This is a genomic window from Methylolobus aquaticus, assembly GCF_054172105.1.
Genome location: NZ_JBSYXP010000016.1, coordinates 13,249 through 31,823 on the forward strand (window position 1 = coordinate 13,249; position 18,575 = coordinate 31,823).

Genomic DNA, 18,575 nt, shown 5'->3' on the forward strand with positions numbered 1-18,575 from the left:
GCGTTGGATTGCCGGAGAGCCAAAGCAGGGATGCACAGCCGGTCTCATGACTTCGACGAGCACCCCAGGCCCCATAGACTAATCGCGCCGTCACCCCGCGTATACCCCCTCCCGGAGGCAGACAGCAGCAACTCCGTTGACCTTTGTTCCGCTGTGCGTTTCGCGGCCGAATGCAGCACTCCGGGGGTTGACCGGTTTGTTGGGGGCCGCTTGGTGTGGGTCCGGAATCGGAAGCTGGAAATCCACGCTACGGCTCGGTAAGCGTACGGATGTGCCGAATATCCACCGTTTGCTACGCTGCCTACAACCCTTCGCAAGATCGGCGAGGCGTTCCGGCTCCAGGTATTGGCTGCCGATCAGCCATCGAGCCTGTTGACGGGGCATTTCAGCATTGATTGCCGAGGTCAAAGGCGATTCGCGCTGGCCATCGGGCCCGCAGTGGCAGAGCAGCCCCCCTATTCCCGCTCCGCTGCTGGCGGCAACAGAGCAGCGATGCCGAGACCGTAGGCCTACCGGAGCAAAGGCATGAAATCGCTATTGTCGTCGATCATGTGGTTCCTACTGTGTCTGAGCGGTGTCGCAGTGGCGGGGCATGCCGTCCTCAAGGAACAGACGCAGGGGGCCGTGACCTTCATCACCGGGGGTGTCGGCAAGGAAGAGCAAAGCTATCTTCGGGGCGTCCGGAACGAATACAACCTGCATTTGCTATTCGCCATGCGGGGGTCCGGCGCCTACGTGGCGAATGTGCAAGTCCGTATCGACGATGCGGCGGGCACGACCGTTCTGGATGCGGGAACCGAGGGGCCGCACATGTTCCTGCGACTGAAGCCGGGCAGCTACGTCATTGCGGCCGAACGGGGAGGACACCAGATCACTCACAAGGTCAAGGTCGCGCTGGGTTCCGGACGCGGTAGAGCAGACCTGGTCTTTGCATTTCCCGGCGAAACGACTGACCGCTGATTGAGCGCTCTGCAGGAAAGCCGGAGTGCAGAGTCCGGACGCACCGAGGGCTGTTCTTCCATGGCTCGTGCGCATCGCAAAGACCAGGACGGTCACGCGCAAAGGGCGGGACCTTCTCCGGTACGTCCTGAAGTTCTGGAGGACGCTGAGAGAGCGACTCGGGGCTCTACCCGAAGCAAGCGGCTAAAAACGACCCCGAAGCTCGAAGCCTCCCCCGAGGAGAGGCGACTAAAGCTGTCAGGCCGAGTGCCCGGCGCGCTGTGCGATCTCGGGCGGTCATCTTCGTCGTCCGGATATCAGGAGCGCTTGGATGGTGATGGAACAACTCGGACCGGTCCCATTCGTCGTCAAGGACTGCGCTTTGCTGACGATTGCGACCGGCACGCGGGCACAGAATCTCAAGGAGCTGCGCGAGCAGCTGCTCAGCGTCCACCTGGGATGCGTCTATTACCACTTCTGGGGCGGCTTGCTGCATCCACGCTTCGAAGCGCGCGAGTACAACAACGACTTCGCCACCTGGGCGAACCGCTCCATTCATGACAAGACGCTCGCGGAGCGCCTGAGCGTCGTCGATCCCACCGCATTCGGAAGCCTGGGTGATCTGCGGCAGGAACTGATCGAGGTCATCGAGGAACGAATCGATGAGCGGGAAGTACTGGCCTGGGCGCAGCCGGATCAGCAATTCGAGTTCATTCGGTCGCAGATCGTCGTGTTTCAAACGGGCCAGCAACTGGTCTTGCCCGAGGATCTGGCAAGCCGGATGAGTCAGCTCTCCCTGGGCAGTTTGTTCTACCACTTCATCGATGCCCGCGGGCGTAACGACAGTCGCAAGGACGATTTCAGCAGTTGGCTGGCGTCCTTCGGCGAGGCGTACGCGGTGATGACAGAGCTTTTGGGATCCGTCGAGCCCTATTTCACGTCGCTTTCGGAACTCCGCAACGAACTCGCCGAGCGCTTCCGCGAGTGCCTCTGCGAGGTGACCTGTGAGTAGTCTTCTGGATACGTATGCGGAGGTAGTTGGACGCGATGTGATCGAACAGCTTTATCAGGTGGCTGATTCGCTGAGTGGGCTCAAGGTCGTGCATGTGAATTCGACGCGTGTCGGCGGAGGCGTCGCCGAGATCCTCGAGAAACTGGTTCCGTTGACACGGGAGCTGGGCATCGACACACGCTGGGAAGTCATCTCCGGCACTCCGGAGTTCTATCGCTGTACCAAGAGTTTCCACGACGCCCTGCAAGGGGTCGCGGTATCCGTGGACCCCGGCCTCTTGCGCATTTTCGAGGATACCAATGCCGCCAATGCCGACCAGCTCGGCCCCATTCTTCGGGATGCCGACGTCGTCTTCATCCATGATCCGCAGCCGGCGCCTCTGCTCAAGCTGTTCCCGGAGCGGAAGGGCCGTTGGATCTGGCGCTGTCATATCGACATCCATCGTCCGTATCGCCCGATATGGCGCTATCTGCGGAACTTCATAAGCCTCTACGACGCCAGCATCTTCTCGCTGCCCTCGTTTGCCCAGCCATTGCCGCACCTCCAATACATCATCCCGCCGAGCATTGACCCGCTGGCGGAGAAAAATGTGGACCTCCCCGATCACGAGATCGTCGCCGCGCTGGAGCGCTTCGCGATCGACCGGGATCGCCCGATCGTACTGCAGGTCTCCCGCTTCGATCGCTTCAAGGACCCCGTCGGCGTGATCCGGGGCTACCGCCTCGCAAAGACGTTCGTTCCCGCGCTGCAACTCGTTCTCGCCGGCGGCAGCGCCACCGATGATCCCGACGGCGAAGTGGTGCTCGCCGAGGTACGGCAGCTGGCCCAAGGTGATCCGGACCTGCATGTCCTGCATCTGCCCCCCGACGCCCATCGAACGATCAACGCTTTGCAGCGGGCCGCTGATATCGTCGTGCAGAAATCGTTGCGTGAGGGGTTCGGCCTTACCGTCACCGAGGCGATGTGGAAGGGGAAGCCGGTCATCGGTGGTGATACCGGGGGTATCCGGCTGCAAGTGGTCGACTACCACACCGGATTTCTGGTCAGTACGCCGGAGGGGGCGGCGCTGCGTATGCGCTATCTGTTGCGCGATCGGGCCAAACGTTCGGAGATGGGTCAGAAGGCACGCGATTTCGTCCGCGACAATTTCCTGATCACCCGCCATTTGCGCGACTACCTGACGCTGATCCTGGGCTTGACCCATGGCGCAGAAGATCGGATCGAGCTCTCCTGACGTGACCACGGGCGTGGCTTACGCACCGGACGTTGCGGAGGGGCGGCCATGATGCGGAGCCATGCCATGCCGTTCGGCGCGGAGGTGATGGCGACCGGGGTGCGTTTCCGGCTTTGGGCGCCGAACGCGCGGCGCGTCGAACTGTGTATCGAGGATCGGCCCGACGCCGCAGAACGCATGCAGGCGTTATGCGACGGCTGGTTCGAGCTCGTCAGCCGGAACGCTCGCGCGGGGAGTCGCTATCGGTTCCGTCTGGAGAACGGGCTGGAGGTGCCGGATCCGGCCAGCCGTTACAACCCCGATGACGTCCACGGCCCTAGTCTGGTGGTCGATCCGCGCAGCTTCCGTTGGGAAGACGATCAGTGGTCCGGACGACCTTGGGAAGAAGCGGTCATCTACGAGTTGCATGTTGGCGCGTTCACGCCTGAGGGCACCTTGGGCGCTGCGATGCTGAAGCTCGACCACTTGGCCATGCTGGGCGTCTCGGCGATCAGTCTGATGCCGGTGGCCGATTTTCCGGGCCGGGCGAACTGGGGCTACGACGGCGTGCTGCCATTTGCGCCCGACAGCCGCTACGGGTCGCCCGACGATTTGAAGCGATTCGTCCAGGCAGCTCACAGCAAAGGTCTCAGCGTATTCCTGGACGTTGTCTACAACCATTTCGGACCGGAAGGAAACTACCTGTACGTCTATGCCAAGCCGTTCTTCGACGCGACGCGCGCGACACCGTGGGGGAGTGCGATCAATTTCGATGGTGCGGCGAGCCGCCCGGTTCGTGAGTTCTTTATCCACAACGCCCTGTTTTGGCTGGAGGAGTATCACTTCGACGGTCTGCGCCTCGATGCCGTACACACCATCGCCGATAGGTCCGTACCCGATATCCTGGTGGAATTGGCGGAACGCGTCCGAGATGGGCCGGGACGTACCCGCCCAATCCATCTGATCCTCGAAAACGATGACAATGCTGCGCGCTATCTGGAGCGCGGGGCGAACGGTTCGCCGCGCTGGTACACGGCCCAGTGGAACGATGACATCCATCATGCACTGCACTGCCTGTTGACAGGCGAGACCGAGGGCTACTACGAAGACTACGCGGAGGCGCCCGCCCGCTATCTGGGGCGAGCCCTGACCGAGGGCTTCTGCTATCAGGGCGAGGCATCCGCTTATCGTGGCGGTCGCAAACGGGGTGAACCGAGCGGGCATTTGCCGCTCACGACCTTTGTCGGCTTCCTGCAGAATCATGACCAGATCGGCAACCGGGCGTTTGGGGAACGGCTGAGCGCACTCATCGACCCGCGATCCCTGCGCGCGGCCCTGACCATTTTGTTGCTGGCGCCGTCGCCGCCGCTGCTGTTCATGGGCGAAGAGTTCGCCTGTACCCAGCCGTTTCTCTTTTTTTGCGATTTCGCGCCAGAGCTGGCCGCGGCGGTGACGGAGGGGCGGCGGAGCGAATTCCGTTCTGTCCCGCGCTTTTCCGACCCGGCTGCCCGTCGCCTGATTCCCGATCCCTGCGATCCCGCCACCTTTGCTGCGTCAAAGCTGGATTGGACTGCGCTGTGCCAGCCCGAACCGGCGGCATGGCTGACGTTCTACCGCCGAACGCTGGAACTCCGCCGGACCATCATCATTCCCCGTTTGAGTGGGCTTGTTGCGGGACAAGCCCATTACCAGGCGTTCGGCGAGGAGGGGCTGACGGTCGCCTGGAGGATTGGCGATCGCGAGTGTCTGACCCTTTGCAGTCATCTCGGGGCGAAAGACTTGACCGGCGTTCGCCCTCCCCCAGGCAAGCTCATTGCCGCCAGCGACGATGACGTCGCCGGAGCAATGGACCGGGGTATCGTCCCGGCGTGGTCCACCGCTTGGTTCCTGTCAGACGGCGGGCGTGGGAGCGGACTATGAGCCGCGATCTGGACCGGCTGTGCGCCCTAGCCGGCGTCGCGACGGAGGTTGCCGGTTTCCGGGGTGAAGCGGTCCCGGTCGCGGACGAGATCAAGCGATCGGTACTCGCGGCAATGGGATTTTCCGCCGAGAGCGATGCCGAGCTGCGGGAGGCGTGCGAAGCCTGGGAGAATCGGTCATGGCTGCGGCTCGTAGATGTCGTTCACGTGCACCCTGTTGGCGACCCGGTCTGCACGATTCCGATCAGTCTCCCGGCTAGCCTGCAATGCACAGGGCTGGACTGGACCCTCGAACTGGAGTCCGGGGAACGCTTCAGCGGCCACTGCATTGCCGCCGACTTGCCACGGCTGGCCCAACGTTCGATCGAGGGTGTGGACTATCTCCGGATCGGGCTGCGCCTGCCGCACCTGCCGCCATGCGGCTACCATCGCGTCGGCATTGCTCTGCCGGATGGCGAGCCGAGAGCCGTGCAGTCCCTGATCGTCGCACCCGAGAAGGCGTACCGGCCGGAAGCGCTACAGGACGCCCGGCGGATCTGGGGCGTGAGCGTACCCCTGTATGGCGTGAGATCCAGTAGAAACTGGGGTGTAGGGGATTTCACCGATCTGTCGAGTCTGATTGACTTCGCCGCTGAAAAGGGCGCCGACCTGGTTTCCGTTACGCCCTTGCATGCACTTTGGCCGGGCGACCCCGAGCGCTGCGACCCGTTCCAACCGTCCAGTCGCCTGTTGACGAGCATCCTCTACGTGGACGTCGAGGCTGTGCCCGAATTCGCCGACTGCGAGGCCGCGCGCATGGCGGTCTTCGCTCCGGAGTTTCAGGCGCGGCTCCGCGCGTTGCGCGGCTCGGATCTGGTCGATTACCGCAGCGTCATCAGAGCGAAGCTTGAGGTGCTGGAGGCCTTGTTCGCTCATTTTCGGGAAAACCTTGACCGGCACGCAACGGACCGTTCGGAAGCGTTTCGTGCATTTCAGGAAAATGCAGGTGTGGAACTCGAGCGACAGTGCGTATTCGACGCCTTGATCGAGCACTGCAGCGGGGACGGCGAAGCAGGCCGGACACCGGCTGTTTGGCCCGAGGGGTATCGCCGGGCCGATTCGCCGGAAGTGAAGGCCTATGCCGAAGCCAACCGGGAGCGGGTGGAGTTTTTCGCCTACCTGTACTGGCAAGCCGACCTGCAACTCGAAGCGGTGGGTCGCCGCTGTCTGCAGCAGGGATTGGGCGTCGGCTTGGCACAAGGCTTCTCGCTCCGTCCCGCCGCATACGGGGCCGAGGCCTGGGCCTCACCGTCCTTGTACGCGGTCCAGCTGCGTTTGGGTCTCCCGGCCGATGCGACGGGTGTGGATGAAGCCGCTGAGGAATCCGCCCCAGTTCACCCTGAGGTTCTTCGGGAGCAGGCCTACGTTCCGTTGATCGCGGCGGTACGGAACGGCATGCGGCACTGCGGGGCCCTGTTGCTCCATCCGGGCGAGGACTTGTTTCAGCAGTATTGCATACCGATCGCTTCCGACCTTCCCGGCGGCACGTATGTGATTCAACCCTCGCGCGAACTGCTCGGCATCATCGCTCTCGAAAGCCACCGCAACCAGTGCCTCGTCTGCGTCGGCGGCAGCCTCCAGTGCTCGGCGGCCGTTGCCGAATTGCAGGACTGCGGATACCTGACCGTCGGATCGCTGCTCGGTGAGTTGCGGCGAGGTAAACCGGAAGTCCAGCGCGATCACCCGACTGACCAGATGATCGCCACTGCGCTGCTGGGCGAGCCACCGCTGTGCGGATTCTGGCTCGGGATCGATCTGGATGAGCTTGGATCGCTCGGGCTTTTTCACGACGATGCCGCCCGCGTACAAGAGATCAGCGCACGCGCGCTGCAGCGGGCCCGGCTGCTGGCCCGCCTCGACGAAAGACGGCTGCTGCCACCGGAGATCACCCTCGACCCGATCTCGGCACCGGATATGACGCCCGCCCTGGTGCGCGCCGTCTACAGGCTGTTGGCGGAATTCCCCGCCGCCGCGCTCCTCGTCAATCCCGAAGACCTGTTCAGTCAACGCGAGCGGGCATTTCTGCCTGGGGCCCCACCCGATTACCCCAACTGGCGACGCAAGTTGCGCCTGGATCTGGACGACTGGCGGAAGGAGGCCCAGTTCGACGCCCTGGCGACGGTGTTCAGCGAGCTGGACAGATCGGCCCGCGTATCCCGCCAGCCGCAGGCGTCCGCGTCGCCGCGAGTCCGGTACAGTATTCCCGAGGCTACCTATCGCCTCCAATTCAATCGTGACTTCACGTTTCGGCAGGCGGCCGAACTGTTGCCCTATCTCAGTGAGATCGGCATCAGCCATTGTTATGCCTCGCCCTATCTGAAAGCCCGTCCCGGGAGTCGCCACGGCTACGACATCGTGGATCATGGCGCCGTCAATCCGGAGATCGGGAGTCCCGAGGAATTCGAACATTTTCTTTCCGAACTCGATCGTTTCGGTATGGGGCAGATCATCGATCTGGTGCCGAACCACATGGGGGTCATGGGGAGTGACAACCGGTGGTGGATGGATGTGCTGGAGAACGGGCCGGCATCCGATTTCGCCGATTTTTTCGACATCGAATGGTCGCCGATCAGCGAGAATCTTCGGGATAAGGTTCTGTTGCCGGCCCTGGGCTCACCCTACGGCATCGCCCTGGAAGCCGGTGAGATTCAGTTGGCCTTCGATGGCGAAACGGGGCGCTTCGACTTCCTGTATGGCGAGCATCGCTTTCCGGTCGATCCCCGCGAATATCCGGTGATTCTAGGTTACCGCCTGGACCAACTGGAAGCTGCGGTCGGTGCGGATCACCACCCGCTGATCGAATTTCAAAGCCTGATCACCGCGTTCGGGCATTTGCCACCACGTTCGGAGCTGTCGCCGGGAGCCCACGAAGAGCGGCATCGCGATAAGGAAGTGCACAAGGGCCATCTGGCCGCATTATGTCGGGCCAGCTCGGACATAGCCCAGTTCATTGGCCGCAACCTCGAGCTTTTCAACGGTATCCCGGGCGTTCCCGCCAGTTTCGAATTGATGCACGAGCTGTTGGAAAGGCAGGCCTACCGACTCGCCTACTGGCGTGTCGCGGCCGACGACATCAACTACCGGCGTTTTTTCGACATCAATGATCTCGCGGGTCTGTGCATGGAACACGCGGCAGTCTTCGACGCGACCCATGCTTTCGTCCTGAACCTGATCGCCGGTGGCAAGGTTTCCGGGCTGCGCATCGATCACCCCGACGGTCTTTACGATCCGCTGGGCTATCTTGAGAATCTGCAACACCGGATCGCGGAGCTGGCGGGTGCGCCCGAGGCCGCGGCGCGAGGAGCTGAAGGTGCCGCGGCCGCTGTCCCAAGGTTCTTCGTGGTCGCCGAGAAGATACTGGCGTGCGACGAGGCACTGCCGGCGACGTGGCCAGTGCATGGCACGACGGGCTACGATTTCCTGCGTCAGCTCAACGAACTGTGCATCTGCCCATATGGGGAATCGGCGTTCTCCGATCTGTGGGCGGAGTTCGCAGACGGCGAGACCGACTTCGACCGATTGGTCTATCAATCCAAGCGCATGATCCTTCGGGTTGCGCTATCCAGCGAGTTGACGGTTTTGGCCAACCAACTGCGCCGCATCGCGGAGGCCGACCGCACGACGCGTGACTTCACGCTGAACAGCTTGCGGGATGCCCTACGGGAGATCATCAGCTGCTATCCGGTGTACCGCAGCTATGTCAGGAATCGGGATATTGCCGCACCTGACATCGCGGCCATCGAGCGTGCCGTCGCCGGAGCGAAGCGATGCAGTCGCGCCGACGACATCTCCGTGTTCAATTTCATCGGGGACGTTCTGCTGACGCGGCAAGCCGAGGGAAAGCCCGAGACCTATCAGAGAGCCACCGTTGCGTTTACGATGAGCTTCCAGCAACTGACCGGCCCGGTGATGGCCAAGGGCGTCGAAGACACCGCGTTCTACCGATACCATAGGCTTGTCTCACTGAACGAGGTGGGCAGTGATCCCCGGCGCTTCGGGTGCAGTGTCGCGGACTTCCATCGCGCCAACCAGTCGCGAGCGGAACATTGGCCCCACAGCCTGCTGGCGACCTCGACTCACGACACCAAGCGCTCCGAGGACGTCCGTGCACGGCTGAATGTGCTGTCGGAGCTTGGTGATGAATGGCGGGATCGGGTTACCGGCTGGCGCGAATTGAACCGGCCGCTGCATCGTCTCATCGCGCAGGATCCCGCACCGCATCCCAGCGACGAGTATCTAATCTACCAGACCCTGGTCGGTACCTGGCCATTCGGGGGTGTGCAGGGCGATAAGCTCCAGGACTATCGGGGCCGCGTCGAAGCATATCTCCTGAAGGCCATGCGGGAGGCCAAGCGTTTTACCAGCTGGTTGAACCCGAATGACGATTATGAGGAGGCGACCCTGGCTTTTCTCGGGTCACTGCTGTGCGGTGCGGAATCCGGCGCTTTCCGCCGGGATTTCCAGTCGTTCGTGGCCAGCCTTGTCCGTCACGGGCTGTTCAATAGTCTGAGCCAGTTACTGCTGAAGCTCACCGTACCGGGCGTGCCCGATATCTATCAGGGGCAGGAGCTGTGGGACTTCAGCCTGGTCGATCCGGACAATCGTCGCGGCGTGGATTACGCGCTGCGACAGCAACTGCTCGACGAGCAGCGGTCCTGGGATACCCTTTCACCGGATGCTCTCGGCCCTCGACTGACGCAGATGCAGGACTCAATGGAAGACGGGCGCATCAAACTGTACGTTACGCGCCGCGCGCTTCGACTCCGTCTGAGCTACCCGGAGCTATTCAAGCACGCCGACTATCAGCCAGTATTCGTGGAAGGCCAGCGGAGTCACCACGTGTGCGCCTTCAGCCGCACGTACCAGCAGCGGATGATCTGGGTTGCGGTACCGCGCTGGACCCGCAGCCTGCTCGGGCGCGGCGGCACCTTGAACGATCCGGAGATCTGGTCGGATACCTTCATTCCCTGGCCGCGGTCCGCGCTCGGCGTCTTCCGGGACGTATTCACGGGCCGGCGCTTCGGCATTCGGATAGCCGGGCGCGTTCCGGCGGCGAAAATTTTCGCGGCATTTCCGGTGGCGCTTTGGATTCAGGAGGGCTGACGTTGCCGATGCGGTATGCACGCCGGCTTCCGTTGCCGCGTGTTGGCCTGCGGTGCAGCACTCGCGCCGACCTGCGTGTCCTGTTGCTGCAGATTCGCGATGACCCCCGGGTACGCGCGGAGGAGTACGCGAGCTTCTGTGACTACAGCGGCCTCGAAGCCAGCCAGATCGACGTGCTGAACGCGTTCGACCAGCCCGACTTCCCACCCGACGTGGCAGACGGCTACGACGCGCTGTTCGTTGGCGGTGCCAGCGAGGCCAGCGTGCTCGAGCCGGAACGCTACCCGTTCATCAGGTCCTGCATCGAACTGACGCGCCGCTGGGCCATGGGCGGATTTCCAGTGTTTGCCTCCTGCTTCGGGTTCCAACTCGCCGTGCTGGCGCTGGGCGGGCGCATCATTCGCGACGACCGAGACTTCGAGATGGGCACGATCCCGATCCGTCTTACCAAGCACGCGGGTGGCGACCCCCTGTTTTGCGATGTGCCGGACGGTTTTCTGGCGGTATCGGTGCACCGCGAGCGCGCGACTCGCGTCCCGGCGGGCTGTCTGCCACTGGCCTACTCCGACCGATGCCTTCATGCGTTTCGCGTTGGGGAAGGGCCGTTCTGGGCGTTCCAGTTCCACCCGGAGGTCAGTCGCGCCCGCCTGGTGGAACGCCTGACGATCTACAAGGCGCAATACACCCAGGACGATGCCCACCTGGAGCGTGTTCTGAACGCGGCTGCAGAGACGCCGGAGTCGAACGGGCTAGTCCACAGGTTCGTCGAACGCGTGTTGCTCGGCCACTGAAATGCGCCCTATGCCCACTCCGTGCAGCGCACACAAAGGCCCATTGGCATGGTCCGACACAGGACGCCCATGGCTACAGATCTTGTCACACCAACCTAAACACATCGCCCTTGGTCTCAAGGCACTTTCGCAATGCGTACGACGATAGACCAATCCGTGAGCGGCAAAGACGGCCTCGATGAATTTCTCGACCGCCTGCTGGGCATGGGATAGAACGATCTCGGGCGGAGCTGCGGCGTTCGCGGCGAGGATCTGGAACGCGACGACATCACGTTCAGCCGCACCGAGCAATTGCCCGGCCTCATCAAGCTGCGGCGTCATACAACACTCGTCCTTCCCGAACGGCCCCGAAGACCGGCGTGCTGCACCAGTCATAGCGCCGCTCGAACTCTTCCCGGGGGTAGATCAGCAGATCCACTCCGACGCGCATGGGTCCCAGCGCCTCCCGCAACCGAAGGTACTCGCCCGTCGGATCAGGAACCTCCTTCTCAACGAGCAAAAGGTCGAGATCGGAATCCTCGCGGGCGTCACCGCGCGCATAGGACCCGAACAGAATCACCTTTATCGGCTCGTGCGCTGCTGCAACCAGACGCTCGGCAGCACTTTGGAGGCAAGCTCGGTCAACATCTTGCGACGTACTCCCTTAAACATTCACTGCTCCGAGATGCTGACGGAGCGCGGCGGGACCGGGGAGACGAGACCATTTTCGGGGACTTGTCGCAAACATTGTTCGATAACCTCATTACTCAGCTCCAGGCCATCGCCGCTGACACGGCCTGGCAGAACATATGGAAGCTGTGCGACGCATTCCGCGCGGGTTCCATATGTGGCGCGATCGAACGCGCTAACTCCAACTTTCTGATCCCGGTCCTGTAATAACCTGCCCGCTGGAGTACGCGTTCCATGGCCTCCCAGGTACCCCCCGCGATTGCATCCGGATCGCGATAAGCGGCTTTCTGGGGAGTGGTCGCAGCCACCCGAGGATAGGCATTTCGCACCGCCTGCCAATCGCCGAAGAACCATGATTCAAGTTCCTCGATAGCGATACGATTCGCCACCTGGAAGCGATTGCCATCGCCTGCAGCGGTTTTGGTGAGCAAACCGGACACTTTCGCGATGTGCTCCAACTGCGTTTTCAATTGCTCACAGTGGTCATCGTCGCGGTCCACAAGGACCAGTATCGCCCAATCAGCTGGGAGCCAGGCGCTATAGGCCTTCAACCGGGCCGGCAACTGCTTCAGCAGATCATCCTTGCAGCGAAAGCGATGAATCTCGAATGCCGTGTCCCCCAAAAGCTTGGGGAGAATCAGTTCGAGCGTGGCTTCCATAGAATACTCTTCGACCAGGACAATCAGCTTCCCCAACATCAAGCCCCGCCCCTCTTCTGAGACCGCGGACCACCCTGATTGACGAGCGGATCGCCAATGCCAAAATGGCCTTCCATCCAGAGGTGACCGAGCGATGCTCCCGCCTGAATGAATTCCGGGATGCCGCGGATATCGACGGCGCGCACGGCCTTCGTGAATCCCAAGTCATCGCGATAGAGAACTCTCACTTCGTCCGCGCGCATCGCATCGAGCAGAAACGGGGAGTGTGTAGTGACCAGTAACTGTGACCGCTCTGAGGCAGCCCGGCATTCCTCCGCCAACTCGGGTAGCAGACGTGGATGCAGGAAATTTTCGGGTTCCTCGATGCCGATGAAGCGCGGTGGCTCCGGGTCGTACAGAACGGTCAGGTAGGCCAGCATTTTCATCGTACCGTCGGAGACGAACTTGGACATCACCGGCTGCTCAAAGGGCGCATCCTTGATTTGCAGCAATAGCCGGCCATCCGGCATAGGCTCGGCATCGACTCGCTCCAGACGGGGAATACGTTGCCTCAGAACCGAGAAAATATGCTCCAAACGTTCGGGGTGCTGCTCTTTAAGGTATTGGATGACATTCGGAAGGTTCTCTCCCCCTTTGCTCAAGCGTTCCTGGGGACCGGCTTCGGGCTGGCTCCGCGTCTGGTCTATCGCCAGATAAGACACATACCAATCGGTTATAAACTCCCGTAGCGCGCCAACCCTGGGATGGTCAGCAAACTGTCCCAAGGTGCTTACGGCAATCAGATCGGGAGACCGGAGCTTCTGCGGCACGCGCCGGTCATCCTCATCCGGCATTTCGCCACTGACGGCGGCCCCTTCGCCACGGGCAAACTCGAGAAACCGAAACGGCCGACCATGGCTCGAACGTTTCCATTGCAAAAATTCCTCGACGACTTCCGGCCCCTTGCCGCCCTCGTCGATCGCCAGGTGGTAAGTGATGACAGGTGTCCCGGGCCTTTCGCGGTATTTCAGGTCGAACTTGATCGGACCGTCGCAGCCACGGGTTTTTAACTCCTTGCCGCGTCCACGTCTGTCCCATGCGTGACGGAGGCCGAACTGAAAACATTCCGACAGAAAGTTGAACACATCGAACACCGTCGACTTGCCACTGCCGTTCGGGCCCAACAGGACCGTCACCGGGGTCAGCCTTCCGAGCTCGACACTGCGCAAGGCCCGGTAGTTTTCAACCTTGAGCGATTCGATTCGGGGGATGCCCAATCCGGAGTGGTGCGTTCCCATATGCTGGTGTCCTCTGCCGCCCCTTTTAGAGCCGATATTCTTCAAGCGGATCGGGAGCCGTGCATTCCCCACAGAATGGCGCGCCGGGCGCCATATCGCTCAGAACCCAGGCGATCACCTCCAACGGGTCGTCCCCCGCCGCCAATTTTCGGTCTTCTTCGTGGATCAAACCGAATATGCCGTCGAGCGCCTCTCCAGCCTTCAGGCGGCGCGCGGTGGTGACGATCGACTGGACGCGGCCAAGCCGTTGTTGGAGGGCGACCATCCGCTGTTGCTGTGTCCGCAAGGTCTCAACCAAAAACGCTTGTAGGCGCGCCGAATCGCTCCAGCGTTCCCGCAGCTCGCGCAGGACGGTCTCGATGGCTTCCGCCGCCAGTTCGCCTTCATTGACCAAGTAGTCGACAAAGACGCCCTGGGTCAGGACGATGAACACCGTCATCTGGCGCGCACACTCGGCATCGGCGCCGTAAACGCGTTGGCCCGCTGTATCCAGCCGGAGCAGATCGAAATAGACGCGAACGCCCGGCAAACTGCCGGCGATCCAGTCGCCCAGCCGGTAATCGCCCAAAGAGCACTCGAAGCGTTTCGTCTGAATCTCCAGATCACGGCCATCCAGCTCGATGTGCAATGAGTCAAACATTCCCATGGCTGAGGCCCTCCATCAGCACGCCTGCCGCCGTCCAAGCGCACAGTTTGGCAAGGCCGTTGGTGCGACCGTCATCGTTCACAGCCCGTCTGTTGCCTGTTCGGCTGGGAAGTCGACACGCGCCCTGAATACCTCCCGGTAGGCTCGGCTGCGGGGTGCTGCCCGCAGACGGTCTGGCCGCCTCAGTCACGCTCCGGCGGCCAATCGGGTGGGGGAGTGAATGGTTACTCCGCGACTCGTAGATCATGAATTCACGACAAGCAGTTTTGTGGCGCATGAAACGGCGCTTCGTGATCGACAACCCGCAATCGGCGATTGGGTTCCACGTCCTCCAGATCCCTGACTCTCATTACCAGACGAATTAGGTTGGTAACGGCGCTAGATCGCCTCATCAGAGCAAGCGACCTTGCAGCTCATTGTAAAGCGGGAATTTCTCGTCAGCCGAGATCAGCATGGCATCGTGAGCCAAGGCTATAGCGATGATGAGAGGATCCTGCGGGTCGCGATGATGTTCAGGCAACTGCACCGCGATATGCGCAATCTGCGGGGTTAGGGCGATGAGGTCGATAGAAGATCCAGCAAGTGCCTTTTCAAACCAACTATCCAGGGGCTCAGGTAACTGAATGCGCGCATGCTGCGCCAGCCAAGCCACCTCGAAACAGGAGATTGCAGACACGCCCACCCGTTCGGAGTCAGCAATTTGCTCAACCCAGTGCGACTTGAGCAGGGTGTGATCCTTCTGAATCCACCTGAGCCAGACGTGGGTATCCAGTACGATCACCGCGGCAAATCCCACGCTTCTTCGGGAACGGAAGAGACGATATCACCGATGATCTGCACGCGACCCGCAATGTCCGGGTGGGGTTCGCGTCGTGTCGGCGTCGGTTCGCCATCGTCCAGTTCCAAAACGATAACCTCAACGCGTTGATGATTGAAGCTTTCCGGAAGCTGGAGGGACAGGTTGCAGTCGACGATACGCGTAACGAATCTTTGTGCTTGCATCGCATTACCTCCAGTCAGTCGTGTGACGTGCCCGTCAGAGCTCATTCTCTGGGCACCGTCACAGTGTAACCGTTCAGCTCCCCCCTGCATTCCAGAGCTAGCCATCACGCGAAACAAAGTACAAGGCTCGGCTGCGGGATCCCTCCCGCAGACGGTCTCGCCGCCCCAGTCCCGCTCCGCCTGCCGATCGGCTGGGGGAGTGAGTGGATACATTACAGCGGCCTGCGTCCCCGCGCTTTCTTCGGCGCGGAGGCCGGCTCGACGTACAAGGCTTCCAGACCGTGAGCGATGGCCAGCGACTTGTCGTGCCTGGACTTCTCGCGCACCCGCTCGGGCCAGTAGTTCATCGCGAGGTGCGCCCAGTCGTAGTCGCCCTTTTCCAGCTTGGCCCAGGTGTCCTTGAGCAGCTTCTGCCAGGGCTTGTGGCGGAACAGCGGCCACAGCGGGCTGGCCGCGATCTGCACCTGGCAAGAGCAGGAGGTCCTGTTCAGGCAGTTGCCCGACTACCTGGCCTGCATGGCCTTGTTTGCCGTCAACACCGGCTGCCGAGATCAGGAGATCTGCGGGCTACGCTGGGAATGGGAACATGCCATGGACGACCGTTCGGTGTTCATCCTGCCGGAGACGATCACCAAGAACGGGGAGGAAAAAATGGTTCCGCTGAACCGCTTCGCACAATCGGTGGTTGATGCCGAACGCGGAAAGTCCAGCGACTGGGTGTTCACCTACCGGGGACACCGGATCGATCGGATGAACAACCGGGCCTGGAAAATGGAACGGGCGGGCGTGGAATTATCGGATGTTCGCGTCCACGATCTGCGCCACACCTTCGCGGTGCAGTTGCGGGATGCGGGCCTTCCCATGGAGGATATCCCAGACCTGCTTGGACACAAACGGCGAACGGTGACGCACCATTATTCACGGGCCACGGTGGAACGCTTGTTTCACTGTGTGGACCTACTGACGAACGTGTCGAATCGTCCGTCTACAGTCCTGCGCCGCGTGTACCAGGCCGCCTAAACGGGGCAAGGCTTTTGAAAATGGTGGGCGGTGTAGGGTTCGAACCTACGACCCCTGCCGTGTGAAGGCTATGTAAATCTGTAGGCTATTGTTTTTTATAAATGACCGGATCGCCCGTTGCCACGTTTTCAGTCATTTACAATCATTGGCATGCATATGAATCGGGCAAAATCGGGGCAGACAATATTTGCGGCACCCGATGCCAAGACTCTCGCGGCTTCACGCAGCGGGAACAATTGGGCGTTACCCACGGAGCGAATTTCGACGGCATTCGGCCCCTGATTTCGATCGCTCTACACCACCTGTTCCAACGGGATTCCGAAGCCGGCTCCGCAGCGACCTCAGCCCTCACCCGCTCTGTTACCAGAACGGAGCCCAAAGCCGGCGAGGTGCGACGCATCACTGAGATGCGCGCAAGACGTTTCGACAGCACCTCGGCTTGACAAAATTCGCGTGTGCCCTCGCTACCCCACGAGTAAGTTCATTCCGCGGAAGGAGTTGATCGGTCCATCAGACGACAACGAAGTGCCTCACCGTAGGCCTCTGTGAAGAACGACGTAAGTGGGCGCGACTCGTAGAGTTCGTGCTCGCGAACAATGTCGTGATGATCGACATCAGTCAGATGCTGGTGATAATGCAGCCACGCATAAAGTTTGGGGGTCGTCTCGACATTCCGTCCGAGACCATTCGACGCGAAATGCCGCGCCTGCTTCTCGTCTGTCATGAACGCGATGCTTCGAATTCGGTAAGCGGCCGCAATGCAGGAGAGTTCCCCGCTGCCGAGGCCCTTTGGTGCCTGTAGTACCAGCGTTGCCAGGTCATCCAGGTCGCACGCCTGAATGGGGAAAGCGCCACCTTCGCGGGCCTCGTTCAGGCGCTTCATCATCTCGATTTTCGCATCGTTCATATGTTTGCGAGGTTTATACTGGCATTCATACAGAACCATGGGTGTAATGCAGAAATGGGCGCCGGCACCGAGAGAGGCGCGGAACAACGTTAGCGACGACAGCACGTTCCACACCGAGCACGTATCGGAGACCGCTGCTTTCGAGAAATGGCGAGGATCAATGGCCATGGCGGATAGCACGACCGTATAGGGCCGATATTTCACGAGTCTCATCGTGATCCGCCAACAAAACTTCGCCGAGCCGGCCCGCTGAAATCACCCCTCCTTGGTACGCATCAAAACACAAGTTGACGTAGTGGTCGGATAGTCCCAACTCGAGCAGGGCTCGGCGACGTTCTTGTTGTCTGCCAGTAAGATGGTCTGGTGCTTCCGGATCGACCTTCTCTGCACGGGGTACGCGGACCGACCGGATCATCTTTGCCGCAGCTTGGTCTATGCGCCCCGCCTCCGCCAATGCGATGGACAGCGCGGTTGTACTGACTCGGAATTGTTGCGCCCATTGAATCGATTGCTCTGCAGTCCAGTTCGACACTTTCGGCAACTGATCGGGTGGCATCAGAAAACAGGAAGCGAAACGGTTGGCTCTAATTTCCTTCAGGTCTTTGGGATCATAACGAGACGCTCTAGGTCGATAGCTCACCATCACCGCCTCGGAGGAATCGAAAATCGCGTGGGCCGCTTCGTGCGCGACGGAAAAGCGCTGCCGATAGATGTCTTCGTCGTAGTTGACGAGGATGCAGTGTCCTGCAATCGGATGTTCGATATAAAGGCCTGAAATCTCCGAGTTAGCCAACCGTCGTCGGAATACATGTAAGCCGATCCGCCGAAAGTCTTCAAAGACATCTCGCGGGATTGCATTCGAGGCGTATCCCAGCGAAGTGCGCAAGGCTCGGGCCGCGCGTTCGCCGTGGCCCTTGAGCAGCGTACCTTGAGGAGCGAAGAAAAAAGAGTGCCTGGCAATGCCAAGTTCTTGTTCCAGTGACGCCTCAACTTCGCAGAGATACAGAAACTCCTGTATGGCTCGCCGATCCTGCGGCGTGAACGCATCGCCATGACGTCGATAGAGTATCTCAGTCTGCTCGAAAGGCGCAGGACGGCCATCATCCAGGAAATCCCGAAAGTCATGCCGGTAGAAGCTGGAAAGAATCAGCACCTCATCACCCGATGGTCGCACTTCTTCTGCTTCAATTTGCCTCAGCCGGATCTCGGAAATCCCGGTACCCTCGGCAACCTCCGAGGGAAAGAATAAAAGAAGTTCTCTTGCTTCCTGCAGTTTTCGAGCGACCATGCGGTAGTCGAGGGCCATGCTTAGCCAAGCCTCTTGCAAGACGGCCGGTGATGTCGCCGGAGCCATCGCTGGCACAGATAGATGGAAAAAG

General features: G+C 61.0%; 17 protein-coding genes. 7 read left to right on the forward strand and 10 right to left on the reverse strand.

What is annotated here, in order from left to right:
• Nucleotides 1-525: 525 nt before the first annotated feature.
• The 6 genes from ACW73L_RS18095 (at nt 526) to ACW73L_RS18120 (ending at nt 11,016) form a co-directional block, all read left to right on the forward strand.
• A complete protein-coding gene (locus ACW73L_RS18095) occupies nt 526-960 on the forward strand; it encodes a carboxypeptidase regulatory-like domain-containing protein (protein WP_498923981.1) in 435 nt (144 codons plus the stop codon).
• Between the two features lie 310 nt (nt 961-1,270).
• Nucleotides 1,271-1,951 (forward strand): DUF5752 family protein, encoded by a 681-nt coding sequence (locus ACW73L_RS18100; RefSeq protein WP_498923982.1) that lies wholly within the window; start codon nt 1,271-1,273, stop codon nt 1,949-1,951.
• Nucleotides 1,944-3,185, forward strand: a complete 1,242-nt coding sequence (locus ACW73L_RS18105; protein ID WP_498923983.1) for a glycosyltransferase — start codon at nt 1,944-1,946, stop codon at nt 3,183-3,185. Before ACW73L_RS18100 ends, ACW73L_RS18105 begins: the two co-directional genes overlap by 8 nt.
• Nucleotides 3,186-3,233: 48 nt before the next feature.
• Entirely contained in the window at nt 3,234-5,084 is a 1,851-nt protein-coding gene (gene treZ, locus ACW73L_RS18110) for a malto-oligosyltrehalose trehalohydrolase (protein ID WP_498923984.1), read from the forward strand.
• On the forward strand, nt 5,081-10,225 hold the full coding sequence (treY, locus tag ACW73L_RS18115) for a malto-oligosyltrehalose synthase (RefSeq protein ID WP_498923985.1): 5,145 nt from the start codon (nt 5,081-5,083) through the stop codon (nt 10,223-10,225). The genes treZ and treY overlap by 4 nt, the downstream gene beginning before the upstream one ends.
• 8 nt (nt 10,226-10,233) lie before the next feature.
• Nucleotides 10,234-11,016 (forward strand): type 1 glutamine amidotransferase, encoded by a 783-nt coding sequence (locus ACW73L_RS18120; RefSeq protein WP_498924064.1) that lies wholly within the window; start codon nt 10,234-10,236, stop codon nt 11,014-11,016.
• On the opposite strand, the gene ACW73L_RS18125 is transcribed toward ACW73L_RS18120, so the two are convergent.
• The 8 genes from ACW73L_RS18125 to ACW73L_RS18160 form a co-directional block, all read right to left on the reverse strand.
• On the reverse strand, nt 10,975-11,337 hold the full coding sequence (locus ACW73L_RS18125) for a HEPN domain-containing protein (RefSeq protein WP_498923986.1): 363 nt from the start codon (nt 11,335-11,337) through the stop codon (nt 10,975-10,977). The two genes, ACW73L_RS18120 and ACW73L_RS18125, sit on opposite strands and share 42 nt — an antisense overlap.
• Entirely contained in the window at nt 11,321-11,605 is a 285-nt protein-coding gene (locus ACW73L_RS18130; RefSeq protein WP_498924065.1) for a nucleotidyltransferase domain-containing protein, read from the reverse strand. Before ACW73L_RS18130 ends, ACW73L_RS18125 begins: the two co-directional genes overlap by 17 nt.
• 157 nt (nt 11,606-11,762) lie before the next feature.
• A complete protein-coding gene (locus tag ACW73L_RS18135; RefSeq protein WP_498923987.1) occupies nt 11,763-12,383 on the reverse strand; it encodes a DUF4276 family protein in 621 nt (206 codons plus the stop codon).
• On the reverse strand, nt 12,383-13,621 hold the full coding sequence (locus ACW73L_RS18140) for an AAA family ATPase (protein WP_498923988.1): 1,239 nt from the start codon (nt 13,619-13,621) through the stop codon (nt 12,383-12,385). Before ACW73L_RS18140 ends, ACW73L_RS18135 begins: the two co-directional genes overlap by 1 nt.
• Nucleotides 13,622-13,646: 25 nt before the next feature.
• Nucleotides 13,647-14,267 carry a hypothetical protein gene (locus ACW73L_RS18145; protein ID WP_498923989.1) on the reverse strand — a complete coding sequence of 207 codons (621 nt, stop codon included), beginning with the start codon at nt 14,265-14,267 and terminating at the stop codon, nt 13,647-13,649.
• 391 nt (nt 14,268-14,658) lie between these two features.
• On the reverse strand, nt 14,659-15,048 hold the full coding sequence (locus tag ACW73L_RS18150) for a type II toxin-antitoxin system VapC family toxin (RefSeq protein WP_498923990.1): 390 nt from the start codon (nt 15,046-15,048) through the stop codon (nt 14,659-14,661).
• Nucleotides 15,045-15,269 carry a hypothetical protein gene (locus tag ACW73L_RS18155; RefSeq protein WP_129883975.1) on the reverse strand — a complete coding sequence of 75 codons (225 nt, stop codon included), beginning with the start codon at nt 15,267-15,269 and terminating at the stop codon, nt 15,045-15,047. The genes ACW73L_RS18150 and ACW73L_RS18155 overlap by 4 nt, the downstream gene beginning before the upstream one ends.
• A gap of 212 nt (nt 15,270-15,481) precedes the next feature.
• Nucleotides 15,482-15,733, reverse strand: a complete 252-nt coding sequence (locus ACW73L_RS18160) for a hypothetical protein (RefSeq protein ID WP_498923991.1) — start codon at nt 15,731-15,733, stop codon at nt 15,482-15,484.
• A 31-nt stretch (nt 15,734-15,764) separates the two neighbouring features.
• On the opposite strand from ACW73L_RS18160, the gene ACW73L_RS18165 reads away from it, so the two are divergent.
• On the forward strand, nt 15,765-16,289 hold the full coding sequence (locus ACW73L_RS18165; RefSeq protein WP_498923992.1) for a tyrosine-type recombinase/integrase: 525 nt from the start codon (nt 15,765-15,767) through the stop codon (nt 16,287-16,289).
• A 481-nt stretch (nt 16,290-16,770) separates the two neighbouring features.
• On the opposite strand, the gene ACW73L_RS18170 is transcribed toward ACW73L_RS18165, so the two are convergent.
• Nucleotides 16,771-17,409 (reverse strand): hypothetical protein, encoded by a 639-nt coding sequence (locus ACW73L_RS18170; RefSeq protein ID WP_498924067.1) that lies wholly within the window; start codon nt 17,407-17,409, stop codon nt 16,771-16,773.
• Entirely contained in the window at nt 17,354-18,502 is a 1,149-nt protein-coding gene (locus ACW73L_RS18175) for an XRE family transcriptional regulator (protein WP_498923993.1), read from the reverse strand. Before ACW73L_RS18175 ends, ACW73L_RS18170 begins: the two co-directional genes overlap by 56 nt.
• Between the last annotated feature and the right edge of the window lie 73 nt (nt 18,503-18,575).